Raw genomic sequence first — 15,290 nt, 5'->3', positions numbered from 1 at the left:
TGGGCTTATACTCGCGCTACATTAGCGATGACAAAACACCTAAATACAGATCTAGCCACCAATAGAGGCAAGATGCTGAGTGACACCAGTGATGCCTTGATGCAAGTAATGGGTTTCTTTCTTCTGGGCTAATTGGCCGTGCAGGCGTTCGATTAATTCCGCTTGCTGATCAGCATGCTGCAGTAGATCACGCAAATCGACACCGGACTCGGTAAAGAGGCATAAATGCAATTTCCCCTTTGCCGATACGCGTAAACGATTACAGGTAGCGCAGAAATTATTGGCATAGGGCATGATCAAGCCAATACGCCCCTTATAATCCGAGTGACTAAAGTTTTGCGCAGGACCATCGGAGGCGCTTGGCGTATCAAATTGCCAACCATCGGCCAATAATTGCGCCTTAATATCGGCACCCGCTAAATGGTGGGCCTGAAAATACTCACGACCCAAACCCGTTTCCATCAGCTCGATAAAGCGTAGGTCAATTGGCGTGTGTTTAATCCAGTGTAAAAATCGCGGTAAATCTTTATCGTTTAAGCCTTTAAGCAGTACGGCATTAATTTTTACTCGCTCGAAACCTGCCGATAAAGCAGCATCAATCCCCCGCATCACTTCATCGAATTTATTTTCGCCCGTGATCTGGTAAAACATTTTGGGATCTAAGCTGTCAACGGACACATTAATACGACGTAAGCCCGCATCGAACCATTCTTTGGCATGCTTTTCGAGTCTATACCCATTAGTGGTAGTCGCAACAGTGTGAATGCGCGGGTTATCGGCCACAACACGAATAATGTCGGTAAAATCTTTACGTAGGGTAGGCTCACCGCCCGTTATGCGGATTTTTTGAGTACCCACTTGGCTAAATGCAGACACGAGGTTTTCTATCTCATTAAGAGATAAGAATTTTGGTTTACCATCAGGATGATAACCATCGGGGAGACAGTAGCTGCATTTGAAGTTACAAACGTCTGTAACAGACATCCGTAAATAGTGAAATTTTCGACCAAAGCTGTCTTGTAATTGAGACATGATCACCTTTCCAAGTGTGGGAGGTGAGAGCATTTCTTTACTCACCCCGGTGGCATTATTACCACGGCTACACCTCCATATCTATTGACGTAGGTAGGCAAGCTCGGAGAACCGTCGCTGGTGATTATAAGCCTAAAGTCGTCCCTAGCTATACCCCTAAACAGGTATTTATTGGCCTAGATCAAACTAGCGTGAATAATCTGTGACAGTCCTCACCCAAAGATTTGTATTGAATTAGACTAAACAGCAGGTTGATACACTGTGCCCTAAGCCCTTTTTAAGGTAAGGTGAACATCAGTAATAAAACGCCCGTTTACAAACTACAACACCCAATAAAAATTGGGGAAACGTGAAGGAAGAGGTGAACAGATGGAACGCGAATCAATGGAATTCGATGTTGTTATTGTCGGTGCAGGGCCTGCTGGCTTGGCAACTGCGTGTCGATTAATGCAAATATCACAGGATTCAGGTAAAAAAATCACTGTTTGCGTGGTCGAAAAAGGCTCAGAAGTGGGCGCGCATATTCTATCAGGCGCAGTGTTCGAGACAAAAGTGCTCGACGAGCTATTCAGCGACTGGCGCGAAAAAGATGCCCCAATAAAAACCGCTGTCACCCACGACGAAATCTACCTGCTCAGCTCAGCCACCGACGGCCGAGTCATGCCTAATGCTTTTGTGCCAAAAACCATGCACAACGATGGCAATTTTATTATCAGCGTCGGTAATCTGTCCCGCTGGCTGGCTAGCCGCGCAGAAGAACTCGGTGTCGAAATATTCCCAGGGTTTGCTGCAAGTGAGTTGTTGTTTAACGAAGATAACAGCGTTAAAGGCATTTTAATTGGCGATATGGGCATAGGCGCTGACGGCGAGCCAAAAGATAGCTACATGCCAGGTATGGAACTGCACGCTAAATATACTGTATTTTCTGAGGGTTGCCGTGGCCACTTAGGCAAGCAACTTATCGAAAAATACCATTTAGATAATGGTAAAACACCTCAGCATTATGGCTTAGGCTTTAAAGAAATTTGGAAAGTCCCCGCCGAGCAACACGAGCAAGGCAAAGTCGTTCACACTGGTGGCTGGCCATTAACTGAAGGCGCATCGGGTGGCGGCTTCCTTTATCACATGGAAGATAACCAAATTGCGGTCGGCCTTATTATTGATTTGAACTACAAAAATCCGCATCTGAGCCCATTTGACGAATTCCAGCGCTATAAAACCCACCCTGTGATTGCTAAGTATTTAACGGGTGGCGAACGCCTTAGTTATGGCGCCCGCGCGATTACTAAAGGCGGCTTAAACTCGCTACCTAAGATGAGCTTCCCCGGAGGCCTTATCATAGGTTGCAATGCGGGCACCTTGAACTTCGCTAAAATCAAAGGTACTCACACTGCGATGAAGAGTGGAATCGTTGCCGCTGAAACCTTAGCTACAGCCATGATGGCAGGCGTTGAGGGCGGTAAAGATCTCGACTGTTACCAAACTCACTTCGAAGAAAGCTGGCTGCACGAAGAATTGTATAAATCACGCAACTTTGGCCCTGCAATGCACAAGTTTGGCACCTATTTAGGCGGCGCCTTCAACTATATCGATCAAAACTGGTTTGGTGGAAAGTTCCCTATCACACTGCGTGATGAACACCCTGACTATGCGCAAATGGCACCTGTGAGCGCTTACAGCAAGATTGATTATCCCAAACCCGATGGCAAACTCAGTTTCGATAAACTCTCCTCAGTATATCTGTCGAGCACTTACCATGAGGAAGATCAACCCTGCCATTTACGCCTAAAGGACAGCAGCATTCCACTGGGCATAAACCTCACCCAATTTAATGAGCCAGCACAGCGTTACTGCCCTGCCGGCGTATATGAAATTGTCGAAGAGGCGGGTCAGCCTAAGTTTGTGATTAATGCGCAAAACTGCATTCACTGCAAAACCTGCGATATCAAAGATCCCAGCCAAAACATCACTTGGGTTACGCCTGAGGGTGGTGGCGGCCCCAACTATCCGAATATGTAACAAATTAACAAAAAATGTAAACGAAGGCGCTCGATAGGGCGCCTTTTTTTCACCTTTAACACAAACAACTCACTTTTTTTGCTTGCCCTAACTCGCGACATTGGCCACAATTGCCGCACAAAAAGAGTGCGTTAAAAATCACCATTTCATTTCCGTCTATACTCTACATAATTAGATCTACCGCAAGACCAACAGGTTAGGTCAAATAAGTGTTCTATACGCTGTTTTATTCGGCAACTGACCCAGACTAAGGTTAACTTTTAACATTTCTGTCCGATAATAAATGTCGTACAAGAGTGCGTCGACCGATATCTCAAAACGTCCAACACAGGCATATTGATATTTATGATATTGAATAACCTCACTATTAAGCAGAAAATTCTGCTAACCGTGACATTTGCAGTACTGCTGTCGACCATACTCGTTGGAGTATTAAGCCAGAACAGTGCTAAGCGTGTCGTAGAACAACGTATGCTTGGGTCAGAAATGCCCAGCTTAATGATGCAAATCCGTAATAAAATTGAGTTGGATATCTCCAGCTTAATGAACGCCGCTGAACAACTCGCTAGCAGCCGCATGCTGCTTCAATGGCTAGAAAACGATCGACCTCAGGAGCAAGAAGCTCAAGTCGTTGCTCAGTTAAAGGACATCACCCTCCAATATAAGCTGGCACAAGCCTCTTACGCCGACAGACAAACGGCGGCTTATTACACTCAGGATGGGTTTCTACGCGTACTCACTCCTGCACAAGACGGTTGGTTTTTTGGTTACCGAGACAGTGGCCAAGAACGTATGCTAAACGTCTTCACAGAGGCAAATGGCGAGGTAAAACTCTTTATTAACTACCAACAACCTAACGGTCGTGGTTTAGTTGGTCTAGCCAAATCCCTCGATGATATGGTGCGTTTGCTTGGATCTTTTAAGATTGAAAAGACAGGTTTTGTTTATCTTGTTGATGCCAAAGGTGAGGTAAAACTGCACCCAGATACCAGCCAAATTGGTAAGAGCACCCTAAACAATCTTTATAAAGATGCGAGTTCAAACTCCTTATTAAATCGCGGCGATTTCAATCTGATCAATACCAAGATCAATGGTAAAGATATGCTAGTTGCCAGTAGTTATATCGCATCTATGGATTGGTATTTAGTGGCACAAGTGCCTGAAGCAGAAGTCTTCGCACTATTAGCAGATGCCGCTTATCAGATCTTAATCTGGACTCTGCTCATTGCTGCTGGCTTTATTGTGCTTGCAATCGCTGTAGCTGGATCGGTCAGCCGCCCAATCGCCCAAGTTGCCGCCATGTTCCGTGATATTGGTGAAGGTGAAGGTGATTTACGCCAACGCTTACCCGTCAATGGTGAAGATGAAATTGCGCAGCTTGCCAAAGGATTTAATAGCTTTATCAGCAAGATTCAAGAGTCTGTCATCGAAGTAGCACAAACCAGCGAACAGCTTGGTTTCTCTGCGAAGGATGTCTCGAATCAGGCGCAGCAAACCTTAGAAGATAGCCACGAACAGAAAGATCGCACCATGATGGTGGTAACGGCTATTAATGAGATGGGGGCGACTGTTAACGAAATCGCCAGCAATGCTGCCCAAGCTGCGGTTGCCGCCAGAGATGCAGATACCGAAGCCAGCAGCGGCCAAGTGGTGGTAACCCGTGCTCGCGATACCATTAACCAATTGTCGAAAGACGTTGGCCAAGTGGGTGAAGTGATTGAGTCCCTCGCGACCCACACTAAATCCATCGGTGGTATTTTAGATGTGATCCGCGCTATCTCTGAGCAGACTAACTTGTTAGCCCTCAACGCAGCCATTGAAGCTGCACGTGCAGGTGAAGCCGGACGCGGTTTTGCGGTCGTAGCCGATGAAGTGCGTAACTTAGCATCACGTACTGCGGCATCGACCAATGAAGTACAAGGCATGATAGACAAGTTGCAATCAGAAGCAACCCGAGCCGTTAATGCGATGGCACAGAGTCGCACACGCTCCCACGAAGGTGTTGTAGCCGTTGATGAGGCAAGCCAATCTTTAGTTGGGATTAGTGATCGTATCGGCTTGATTAGCGATATGAATATCCAAGTGGCCGCCGCAACGGAAGAACAATCCACAGTGGTGGAGGATATCAACCGTAACGTCACTGAAATCAATGATATTACTCAACGTACGGCCAACACCGCACAAGCAGCGGCACAGGCAAGTTTAGCGTTAAACCAATTGGCCCATCGTTTAGATACTTTAGTGGCTAAGTTTAAGGTATAAACTTTATCCCATAAAAAACGCCTTAGATGCATCCATCTAAGGCGTTTTTCTTTGATGTCCAACAACATTAATCCATGGAAATAAATTTAATCGTGAGTGGATAGCGATACACTTGCCCTTCACTGGCTTTAATAATCCCAAGCACTGTACACACTAGATCCAAAATAGCGAGCACAATTAGGAAGATAAACCCAATACCGATAAAGGCCAGCACACCGCTGATAATCACATAAATCAGCAAACTCAATTTAAAGTTTAAACAACTACGACCACATTGATCGACAAATGCGGACTCTTCACGCTTCATCAGCCAAATGATCAAAGGACCAAGAATAGAGCCCAACGGCACTAAATACCCAATAAAACTCGACGCATACACGAGTAAGCCAAAATCTTTATCACTCTTTGTCACGGATTCAATCATAGGTCATCCCTGTTTTATCATTTTGAATATCAATACTTATATACCACTTGGCCCATATAAACGCATTTGCCAATCTTCTACTGTCTGCGAGGCTAAGCGGCGTTGCAAACTATTGATCCAACTCAGTGCCAATCCTTCGCATGAAGCTAAACGATCATAGGCACTGGCATTGAATGTTGGCGAAAAGTACAGTGACATAGCCTCGGCAACGCTGATATCAGTGCGACGCTCAATCAATTCAATCCTATCGTGTAGCTCAATAACCCCTGGAGTTAAAATTCTATAAAACCAACCACATAATTGGCTTTGCTGCATGGCGAGAGCAAATTCTCTGTGACCAAATTGTAGATTCAACTTAAAGCAAGGTGAACGTGGTTGAGTCACTTGCACTTTTACCGCGCCAATCTGTAAGATATCGCCAATATTAACTTGGGTTTCGTTCAGTCCAACGGTACTGATATTTTCTCCCATACTGGGTGCATCTTCGAACTGAGTGATTAAATCCCAACGACGATATTGGCCGTAATGCTCTCGGGGAAAATGATGTAGTACGCGATCAAGCCCGCCATGGTGTTTTGGATCGGCCTGAGCGTCCCCTTCTACATGGTCGATATGCACTAACAGTTGTTGAGCAGCTTGCTTACCATCAATCCCTGTCGCGACTCCTGCGACTTCTTGAAGCTGGGTTCCTAAGTACAATCCTGACAATTTATTAATTAACAGCTTTGACATCTGCAACTCCCAATCCATGACTCCTTTCGCATAAAGTCAGAGTGTAAACCGCGACATAACAGTAGCACAATCAAGCAACGCAATAACCCTAAACGACTCAATATGACTCAAAGCAGCGCCGAACAGCATCATGGATGATTCAATACCACTTGATTTCGACCCGCTGCTTTTGCCTGATACAAGGCCAGATCGGCACGTTTGATAAGATCTTCCGCTGGCTCTTGTGCTTGGTGCTCTGCGACGCCAATACTGGCAGTAATAGAGATGTGCAATCCATTCACTTTGATTTCCCGTAGAGAGATAAGGTCACGGATCTGTTCAGCAAATTCTGCAGCCCGACTTAAGTCCATTTCTGGAAGCAAAATTAAAAACTCCTCACCACCCCATCGACATAGGATATCCTGCGGCTGTAGTAAACCACGTAGCATGTTAGCCATGGTTTTTAACACTAAGTCCCCCATTCCATGCCCATAACTGTCATTCACTTTTTTAAAGTGGTCGATATCCAGCAAGAGTATTGAAATGGGTGATTGTGTCAGCTTCGCTTTATCTAACGCCTGCCTAAAGTACTCCTCAAACACCTGACGGTTAGCGGCGCCAGTGAGCTTATCGGTAGACGCCATCATTTCTAGCTTGCGCTGATAACGACCTAAGGTCATGTTTGAGATAAATAAAATACCCATAGTCACAATCAAACTCAGCGCCAGATTTCCCCAAAAAGTGTTAAGTAAATCTTGCTCTTGGGGAGCATCTTCCTGCTCAACAATCAAATACCATTTAAATTCAGATACTAAACGACTATTGAGATAAACTGTTTTTCCATTTTTCTTATAACTAAATGCCGCACTCGGACTCGTTAAAATACGTGTCGCCAATTGTTCTAGCCCAGTACTGGTCTGGAGTGAATCCGAACCATCATAGGCATCACCATGTAATGTGACATTACCTAATCTATCCGTGAAAAAAACGCGGCGGTTATAACGTTTTTGATAAAGTTCTACCAGTAATTTGACTTTCTCAACTGCTAAACCAACACCGGTCACCCCAATAAATTTACCTTCAAAATCAAAAACTTTATAGTTTACAAATACAGTTGTCTTACTACGGTCTGCCGTATCGGCATCGATATTAATCTCATAATATTCGGATTCAGGTAAAGATCGCACCCGAAAATACCAAGCATCATCCGGTTCAACATCTTGAATTTGTTTTAAAATACCCGTGGAATGGTAATAATTTCGACTCTTCTCTGACACAAAAAAACTCGTAACTGTGCCGTATTTTTCTTGAATTTCCTTAAGGTAACGAATGAGTTTTTCAGGCTCTTGTTCATGGTTTAAGGTCCAATCACGAACAAAGGTATCCTGCGCCATCAAAGATGAAATAAAGATCGGTCGTAACAAGTCCTGCTGAATTTCTGAGTAAATATTGTCACTCGTCAGAGGTAAAGTATTGCTCTCAATTTGTTGGCTGAGCGAATCGTGAGCCACTTTATAACTGATGCTACTGGTCACTAAAAAAGCAAATAATAACAATATAGATAAAAGCCAAATAAACTTCCTTCGCTCATTCCAAACATTATTGCCCATTCTCAACTCCAACCGCAGCGCGACACTTTGAGTAGCTTATTCTTTTTAACGCTTTTTCAGTTGCATAAATGTATCTCAATTGTGCAAGTACCGCACAACATTTCAGTAATGTGGATGTTCTGCGACAAAATCACTTTATGCTGTACAAAAAAATGCCCCGTTGGGGAAACGGGGCAAAACATGCGTACCACTAAGTGGGAGAGAAACACAGAAAAATGTTAAGGGACAATAGCGAATCGCCACTGTGGTCAAATTTACCAAGCCTAGATGACAAAAAGATGACTAATCCCAATCCATGCATCATTTATGACAAGGAGCCCTTAACCTCTAAATACCCTTTCAGTGCGTCCCCAGGGATAGAACTATCAGTTGCTACCGCAAATGCAGCCCATATAGCGCCCTCAGCCATTGCATCAGTGATCGATTGTCCGGAACACAGGCTGTGAATTAATCCGGCGGCATAAGCATCTCCTGCCCCCGTTGTGTCGACCACTTTTGCGGGGACCGCTTGGACATGTTGTACTTTATCTTTGGTATAAACATTTGCGCCATTAATACCATCCGTCACAATAAAATAACGTAATGAGTCACCGCCAATGCTTTTGCCATATTCCCAAAAGGCGCTATCACAACGCCCTTGCATATCACTCATCGATGCGAGTAGTACATGGCAGGGTCTAGGTCTATCATCTTTCGCTAACTGGGCAACAACGAGACAATGCTCTAACGCTGTCTTTGCCCAACTAACAGTACCCTCGGCCGAAGTATTAAAATACAACGCATCCCACTGCTGCCACTTAGGTGGAACAGACAATTCAAAAATAGGTCTTTGTGGACGAATAATCGTGCGTTCGCCATCAGGAGTCATAACAAGGAGCATTTCACAGGTATTTCCCGATCTTCGTTGCACTAAACGGCAATCGAGCCCTTGGGTGCTCGCTTCAGCAATGGCCCAATCTCCCATCTCGTCGCGCCCGACTTGACTGACCAGCGCCACTCGATGCCCAGCCCATACCAGTCCAAGCCCAGTATTAGCGCCTCCACCACCAAGCCTTTGACCACCATCTTGATAATGAAAGCGTCCTCCTGTTTTGAGTGGTTTATCCAGCAATAAAATTCGATCACAATTAAGATTTGCAACCAGTAAAATATTCGCCATTACAAGGCTCCATAGGACGATAAAGTAAAGCGCCTAAATGCAAGCCCCAATCTAGATCAAAACAGTGATAGGTACAATTCAATCCGTCACTGTGGATCTTACTGCGCCAACAAAACAGCCTAACACTATGACTAACATCGCTTTCGAGCGGCCTAAAACACAGTTTCATCAATAAAATAGCCTATGCTCAATACTGGCTAATGGAGATATTTCATAACGAATAAAATCATGGGAGGTCGCGGTAATGATCTGCATGGTCAAAAAGAATATGATATGTCGAATAACAGAAAATAAGCATTTTTATCAATTTGTTAAATAAAACCAAAGAGCAGTCGGTCATAACTAAAGTAAACTAACTGCCCCTTGGAACCATTAACTAATCGACGGATGTGAGTGGCGATAACGAAGTAAACTTGACCTCTAATTGCCAATCTGAAATCGTCATCTCCGAAGGCTGCCAACTATCATCAACCCACTCATAGATTAAACCAGGATCTTCCTCTGCGTTAACCAACAAACGGCGCCCATCCTTCAATACAATTGTATAATCAAGGCCCTGTGCATCAACACTCTCTATATCCCCCAAAACAGCGTGATAAATGCTCGAAATGGCGCCTGTCGCTCTCACGGCATCGATATTTTCTGCACCACTGTAAAATCTTAATGCCCCATTGGTAGTAGGTTTATGAAATATAAACTCTTCAGTAACGCCCACAACGATCGACGGATCAAGTTCATACCAAGCGGGTATCCATAATGCGTTAATTGTCATCCCGTTATATCCTGCATAATAATTTTACGGACAGGTTCATTCTGCCTTAACCTCAACAGAGAAAATACTCTTCTGGGATAAAATAGTTTTTATTATTAAGCTCCGCTGTAAACCACAATTCCGTTATCTCACCTAGATAAATAACCCTTCTCTTAACCAAAACGGCTTATCTCTAAACCACTGGGTACAAACCCATTTATGTCCAGAAGTGACTTCACAGCCACGATGTAATGAGGAAGGAATCGGCTTGCCGGCTTGATCTGTATTGTCAAAAACCAAAATAGAGGCTGCCTCAGGTCGGTGTTTTTCAAGATAGTTGTCACTCTTTGTTTAAATATTAAGCTGCATTTATTACGCCTTCTTCTGGTGCCTTATCTGGGTTGAGTGTTACAGCGCCAACCGCTTCACAATTTCTGATCTCTGTAGACCAACGCATCGGTTTTCTTTCCTTCGCCGCCTCAAGCACTTTCTTGCGCTTCGCTAAAATAGCGCCATCTTGCAGTGCATGACGTTGCCCTGGTGAGACAAAATTTAGCTGGCTGTGTTTATGCTCATCGTTGTACCAGGTTACAAACTTTTCCACCCATTCTCTTGCTGTTGCTAAGCAGCTAAAACCTGATGCCGGCCACTGTGGGCGGTATTTCAACGTTTTAAATAACGACTCTGAAAAGGGGTTGTCATTACTCACCCGCGGCCGACTTAATGATGCCGTAATACCAAGCTCTTCCAGCTTGGCTTTCATGGTCAGTGACTTCATCGGCGCCCCATTATCAGAATGCAGCACTAATGGCGTGTTAAAGCATTGCTCGCGTAACAGACAGCGTTGGATTAGCGCAGCGGCATATTCCCCACTTTCTTGCTCATGAACTTCGTAACCCACTATTTTTCTACTGTAAATATCTTCAAACAGGTACAAATAGTAGAACTGGCCTTTGACGATTGAGGCTAAATAAGTGATGTCCCATGACCACACTTGATTCGGCCCATCTGCCCGATAACTCAACGGTTTGCTTCGATTGACCGCAGCCTGAGTGCGGCCACGATGGTTAAGTTGACCATGAGCATTTAACACTCTGTAGAAGCTGGATTCCGAGGCGATATAAATCCCGTTATCTAATAATGTTGGCACAATTTGCGACGGGGGTAAGCTGGCGTACTCCGCTTGATTGCACACACTTAATATCTGTTGTCGCTCATGTTCTTCGAGTTTATTTGCTGGCTCTGGTCGAGCTGCTGTTGGCCTTAAATCAGCTTGCACTTGACCTTCTCGATACCAACGTCGATAGGTACGCTTACTGAGGCCCGTTTCAGCACAAGCCTTATAAAGGCGAGCACCCTGGGTATACGCCTCTTGGATTAAGGCAATCAATGCTATGCGCTCAGGCAAGGGGGTTAGCTCTCCTCGCTGTCGTCCCCCCAGAGCGCATTGAGCTTTTTTCTGAGCACCAGTAACGCAGCAGCTTCAGCCAGCGCTTTCTCCTTATAGCGCAATTCCCGTTGCAGCGATTTGATTTCGGCTTTGTCAGCCTTAGCCTGCTGTTTAATGGTTTTAGTTTGTACTTCTGAGGTTTGAAAACCAGCTAAACAATCCTGTTTCCACTGCTGTACTTGCTCGCGGAACAAGCCCTTTTCACGGCAATACTGGTTTATCTCCGCTTCCGACAGCGGCGCTGTTTCAATAATCACGGCAAGTTTTGCTTCAGCCGACCAATCATCGGCTGTTAATGTTTTACCTGGCACGGGGCGACCTTCTTTTCTGGCAATATCTCGCCAATGATACAAGGTTTGCACCGCGATGCCTTCTTCCCGAGCGACCTCTGCGACCGTTAAGTTGTGAGGAGGTAATAATTTTTTAAGGATCGCCTCTTTACGTTCTGGTGAATACCGAGCCATATCGTTCTCTTTTGCCGCACCCTGTCTTTAAACATAATGATTATTTAGGGGTGACAACAATCCTGACACAGGGGGAGGTTTAACTTGAATATATGGTGCCTTGAACTCCGTTTCTCCCCCTTGAAAATCATCGTTAAGATACAAAATAGCCGTTCTAGATCTTTGACCAAAACGCTCCAACTCTGCTTGAATTTCATCCGTATATGCATGTATTGCATCATAATGCCATTGATAGAACTGGCCAGTTTCGTACCTTAGTACAACGATAGGTTCTGCAAATGCCAATTTAATCCCTGCAAATTTCGCAATCACTCTTTCTGCACACGCCAGTGCAATATTGTCATTAGGTATTGGGGTTGGGTAATGCATGTTGTTACGAACCCCTGTTTCGACACTCCCCTTCCCCTGATGTCCATATACAGTAATAGGCCGCAAATGGGGCAACGACAATCTCTTGATATCGTCCAATAAATTCACTGGGAGTTGAGTGTAGGATAGGGTTGCCGATTGCAGTTTTTTCCCTACAGATGTGGGCCTGCGATCAAAAGCTAATAACGCAGAAAACACACGTATCGCATCTGCATGACGAGGGGAGATCGTTTTTAGCCAAGGTAAAAAATAACAAAATTGCGTTTTAAAACTCTGCTCTTGCTGAAGATCTGCCATCACAACATAGGAACCCCAGAATGATTTTAAACTCGCCAGTTCTTCTAATTCCCACTCAGCACTAAAAAATAAGGCAATGGCAAGCTCCCTTTCAGAAACCATACTACGCAGGCAATGAACTAGCCAAAAACGGACAAAATCAGCCGACTCTGTTGCAAACTTGAGCACTAACGCCTCAGGTAACCGATTGAAATAACGCTCTTCTAATAATTGGACAAATAACTGCTGCATATAAAGACCTATTCACAATACAACTCTATTATGCTCATTAATAACTTAATCACACCAACGAAGAAACACTTTATTTACAATTAGCCGTTTTATCGCCTTCAAGTCTATCAATCTTGAGCAGATCTTGGCTTCATCTCAAGCTTGGTTTCTGTTAGCTTGAAAGCCCGAGTAAAGAACAGCCACATTTTGTTGATAAAGTGATCCTATAACCAACTGTGACGTATTGAGCCTGACAACCCATGGCAACAACAATGGCACCCGCTTGCCCTATGGAGAAATCGAACATGCCTGTTTTGCAAACACTCAAACTTACGGGTGAGAATGAAAGATTAAAACGTCAAGAGCTTAAGCAATATTTTAATCAGACATGGGCTTTATATGAGTCACTGTTTGACTTGATCCAAGATGATAGCGCCTATTACCTCAAAGCTGAGCCGCTGCGCCACCCGTTAATCTTTTATTTTGGCCATACAGCCACTTTCTATATCAACAAGCTCAAACTCGGCAAATTTCTCGATGAGCGTGTAAACGACAACTTCGAATCCATGTTCGCCATTGGTGTAGATGAGATGTCTTGGGATGATTTGAACGAACAACATTATCCGTGGCCAGATGTGGCAGAAGTGCGAAGCTATCGCCAGCAAGTTAACGCCGTCGTCAATCGCGTTATTGATGAAATGCCCCTGACGTTACCTATCACTCAAAATAGCCCAGCCTGGATCATTTTGATGGGCATTGAGCATGAACGTATTCATTTAGAAACCTCATCGGTGATCATCCGCCAACTGCCGCTGGAATATGTCGCGCCCAACCACCTCTGGCCTGCGTGCCAAGACACCGCCCCTGCCGAGACCAACAGTTTATTGGCTGTAAAAGGGCAAAAAGTGACCTTAGGTAAAACCGAGCAAGACCAAACCTACGGCTGGGACAATGAATACGGCCATAAAATATTTAACGTTAACGACTTTAAGGCTGCTAAATTCTTAGTCTCGAATCAAGAGTATCTCGCATTCGTCGAAGCTGGCGGCTATCGCTCACCCCAATTTTGGAATGAAGAAGGCCAAGCTTGGCTTGCCTATACCCAAGCACAAATGCCGCGTTTTTGGCGCTTAAGACAAGATAAATGGTGGCAACGTAATTTAGCGGAAGAAATTCCGCTGCCATTAAACTGGCCTGTTGAAGTGAATCAGCTCGAAGCTAAAGCCTTCTGTAATTGGAAAGCCGAACAAAAGCAAAGCAATATACGTCTATTAACTGAAGCTGAGTGGTACATCTTACGCGAGAATGTGCCCGCCGATGCGCCCGATTGGCATGAAGTGCCGGGCAATATTGCTTTGGCTTATTACGCCTCTTCTTGCCCAGTGAATCGCTTCGAACATAATGGCTTTTTCGATATTGTCGGTAATGTTTGGCAATGGACAGAAAGCGCAATCGACGGTTTTGACGGCTTCGCCGTACACCCACTTTACGATGATTTCTCCACTCCAACCTTCGATGGTAAACATAATCTCATCAAAGGCGGCTCATGGATCTCGACGGGTAATGAGGCAATTGCTTCATCACGCTATGCGTTTCGTCGACATTTCTATCAACACGCGGGCTTTCGCTATGTGGAATCCACCCAAAATCCAGCTCAAATGGCCGAGGTCAATGTGTACGAAACGGATGAACTGATTTCCCAATACCTTGAATTCCACTATGGCGCCGAATATTTCGGGGTGGCTAACTTCTGCGTCAATGGTGTGCAGCAAGCGCTCAGTGAAATTCAGCTTAACCATACCACCAAAGCCCTCGATATCGGCTGCTCCGTTGGTCGCGCGAGTTTCGAACTGGCAAAAGTGTTTGATCATGTTGATGGTATCGACTTCTCGGCGCGCTTTATTCAACAGGCCTATGCGCTGACAGAACAAGGTGAAAAACGTTACACCATACGTACCGAAGGCGACTTACAGGAATTTAAGAGTGCGAGTCTCGCGAAACTGGGATATGAGCTTGAGGCTAAAAAGGTCAACTTTATGCAAGGTGATGCCTGTAATTTAAAGCCCATCTACACAGGTTATGACTTGGTTTATGCCTCAAACCTTATCGACAGGTTGAACGATCCTAAGCACTTTTTAACCAGTATTGCCCAGCGGATTAATCACGGTGGATACCTTGTCATTGCCTCGCCATACACTTGGCTTGAAGATTATACGCCCAAGGATAAATGGTTAGGTGGCGTTAAGATCAAAGGGGAGAACTTCACCACCTTAGATGGCTTGACCGAAACCTTAATTGGACAATTTGAGCTGGTCGCAGTGAAGGAAATCCCCTTCGTGATCCGCGAGACTAAACGTAAATTCCAACACTCCATTTCGGAAATGACAATTTGGCGTAAGCGTTCATAATTCTTTATTAGATAACTTAAAAGGTAAAAAATATCCGCCAGAGCTCCATTTCTGGCGGATATACAACATCGAGCTCAGTCACATTTACAGCACCAACTAAGGTGAGAACACTGTAAATGCAGCG

General features: G+C 44.7%; 11 protein-coding genes and 1 riboswitch. Of the genes, 3 read left to right on the top strand and 8 right to left on the bottom strand.

Annotated features, from left to right (window positions below; translation table 11 throughout):
* Nucleotides 1-51: 51 nt before the first annotated feature.
* Nucleotides 52-1,032: a GTP 3',8-cyclase MoaA gene (gene moaA, locus SPUTW3181_RS01280; RefSeq protein ID WP_041407870.1), complete on the bottom strand. Its 981-nt coding sequence runs from the start codon at nt 1,030-1,032 to the stop codon at nt 52-54.
* Nucleotides 1,020-1,153, bottom strand: a riboswitch (molybdenum cofactor riboswitch). It overlaps the preceding gene by 13 nt.
* A 248-nt stretch (nt 1,154-1,401) precedes the next feature.
* Between moaA and SPUTW3181_RS01275 the strand changes: the two genes are divergently transcribed.
* Both SPUTW3181_RS01275 and SPUTW3181_RS01270 read left to right on the top strand, forming a co-directional pair.
* Complete coding sequence (locus tag SPUTW3181_RS01275) at nt 1,402-3,051, top strand: electron transfer flavoprotein-ubiquinone oxidoreductase (RefSeq protein ID WP_011787640.1); 1,650 nt, start codon at nt 1,402-1,404, stop codon at nt 3,049-3,051.
* A gap of 345 nt (nt 3,052-3,396) precedes the next feature.
* Nucleotides 3,397-5,313: a methyl-accepting chemotaxis protein gene (locus SPUTW3181_RS01270; RefSeq protein ID WP_011787639.1), complete on the top strand. Its 1,917-nt coding sequence runs from the start codon at nt 3,397-3,399 to the stop codon at nt 5,311-5,313.
* A 67-nt stretch (nt 5,314-5,380) separates the two neighbouring features.
* Here the strand turns inward: SPUTW3181_RS01270 and SPUTW3181_RS01265 are convergent, their stop codons facing one another.
* From SPUTW3181_RS01265 to SPUTW3181_RS01230, 7 genes are all read right to left on the bottom strand, one after another.
* Nucleotides 5,381-5,737, bottom strand: coding sequence for a DUF4870 domain-containing protein (locus SPUTW3181_RS01265; protein WP_011787638.1), 357 nt, complete (start codon nt 5,735-5,737; stop codon nt 5,381-5,383).
* Between the two features lie 36 nt (nt 5,738-5,773).
* The gene (locus SPUTW3181_RS01260) at nt 5,774-6,469 is read right to left on the bottom strand and encodes an MOSC domain-containing protein (protein WP_011787637.1); all 696 of its coding nucleotides are present in this window, start codon (nt 6,467-6,469) and stop codon (nt 5,774-5,776) included.
* Between the two features lie 128 nt (nt 6,470-6,597).
* On the bottom strand, nt 6,598-8,058 hold the full coding sequence (locus SPUTW3181_RS01255; RefSeq protein ID WP_011787636.1) for a sensor domain-containing diguanylate cyclase: 1,461 nt from the start codon (nt 8,056-8,058) through the stop codon (nt 6,598-6,600).
* 304 nt (nt 8,059-8,362) lie between these two features.
* Entirely contained in the window at nt 8,363-9,217 is an 855-nt protein-coding gene (locus SPUTW3181_RS01250; protein ID WP_011787635.1) for a PfkB family carbohydrate kinase, read from the bottom strand.
* A 376-nt stretch (nt 9,218-9,593) separates the two neighbouring features.
* Nucleotides 9,594-9,989, bottom strand: coding sequence for a hypothetical protein (locus tag SPUTW3181_RS01245; protein WP_011787634.1), 396 nt, complete (start codon nt 9,987-9,989; stop codon nt 9,594-9,596).
* A 337-nt stretch (nt 9,990-10,326) separates the two neighbouring features.
* Nucleotides 10,327-11,882, bottom strand: a protein-coding gene (locus SPUTW3181_RS01240; RefSeq protein ID WP_086022276.1) for an IS3-like element ISSpu6 family transposase whose coding sequence is annotated in 2 segments (ribosomal slippage) — nt 10,327-11,420 and nt 11,420-11,882 — 1,557 coding nt in all. Because the reading frame shifts where the segments join, the coding sequence is not laid out codon by codon here.
* 27 nt (nt 11,883-11,909) lie between these two features.
* Nucleotides 11,910-12,779, bottom strand: coding sequence for a 2OG-Fe(II) oxygenase (locus SPUTW3181_RS01230; protein WP_011787631.1), 870 nt, complete (start codon nt 12,777-12,779; stop codon nt 11,910-11,912).
* Nucleotides 12,780-13,063: 284 nt separating this feature from the next.
* On the opposite strand from SPUTW3181_RS01230, the gene ovoA reads away from it, so the two are divergent.
* Nucleotides 13,064-15,166: a 5-histidylcysteine sulfoxide synthase gene (gene ovoA / locus SPUTW3181_RS01225; RefSeq protein WP_011787630.1), complete on the top strand. Its 2,103-nt coding sequence runs from the start codon at nt 13,064-13,066 to the stop codon at nt 15,164-15,166.
* Nucleotides 15,167-15,290: the final 124 nt, after the last annotated feature.

Source organism: Shewanella sp. W3-18-1, from assembly GCF_000015185.1.
In the GTDB taxonomy this organism is placed as follows: Bacteria; Pseudomonadota; Gammaproteobacteria; order Enterobacterales; family Shewanellaceae; genus Shewanella; species Shewanella putrefaciens.
This window is presented reverse-complemented; position numbering and strand designations above follow the sequence as displayed.

What these genes read in the sequence shown, in the direction of transcription:
- ovoA (WP_011787630.1), top strand. Translation starts at nt 13,064, where the DNA reads ATGCCTGTTTTGCAAACACTCAAACTTACGGGTGAGAATGAAAGATTA.
- moaA (WP_041407870.1), bottom strand. Translation starts at nt 1,032, where the DNA reads ATGTCTCAATTACAAGACAGCTTTGGTCGAAAATTTCACTATTTACGG.
- SPUTW3181_RS01255 (WP_011787636.1), bottom strand. Translation starts at nt 8,058, where the DNA reads ATGGGCAATAATGTTTGGAATGAGCGAAGGAAGTTTATTTGGCTTTTA.
- SPUTW3181_RS01250 (WP_011787635.1), bottom strand. Translation starts at nt 9,217, where the DNA reads ATGGCGAATATTTTACTGGTTGCAAATCTTAATTGTGATCGAATTTTA.
- SPUTW3181_RS01245 (WP_011787634.1), bottom strand. Translation starts at nt 9,989, where the DNA reads ATGACAATTAACGCATTATGGATACCCGCTTGGTATGAACTTGATCCG.
- SPUTW3181_RS01270 (WP_011787639.1), top strand. Translation starts at nt 3,397, where the DNA reads ATGATATTGAATAACCTCACTATTAAGCAGAAAATTCTGCTAACCGTG.
- SPUTW3181_RS01275 (WP_011787640.1), top strand. Translation starts at nt 1,402, where the DNA reads ATGGAACGCGAATCAATGGAATTCGATGTTGTTATTGTCGGTGCAGGG.
- SPUTW3181_RS01265 (WP_011787638.1), bottom strand. Translation starts at nt 5,737, where the DNA reads ATGATTGAATCCGTGACAAAGAGTGATAAAGATTTTGGCTTACTCGTG.
- SPUTW3181_RS01230 (WP_011787631.1), bottom strand. Translation starts at nt 12,779, where the DNA reads ATGCAGCAGTTATTTGTCCAATTATTAGAAGAGCGTTATTTCAATCGG.
- SPUTW3181_RS01260 (WP_011787637.1), bottom strand. Translation starts at nt 6,469, where the DNA reads ATGTCAAAGCTGTTAATTAATAAATTGTCAGGATTGTACTTAGGAACC.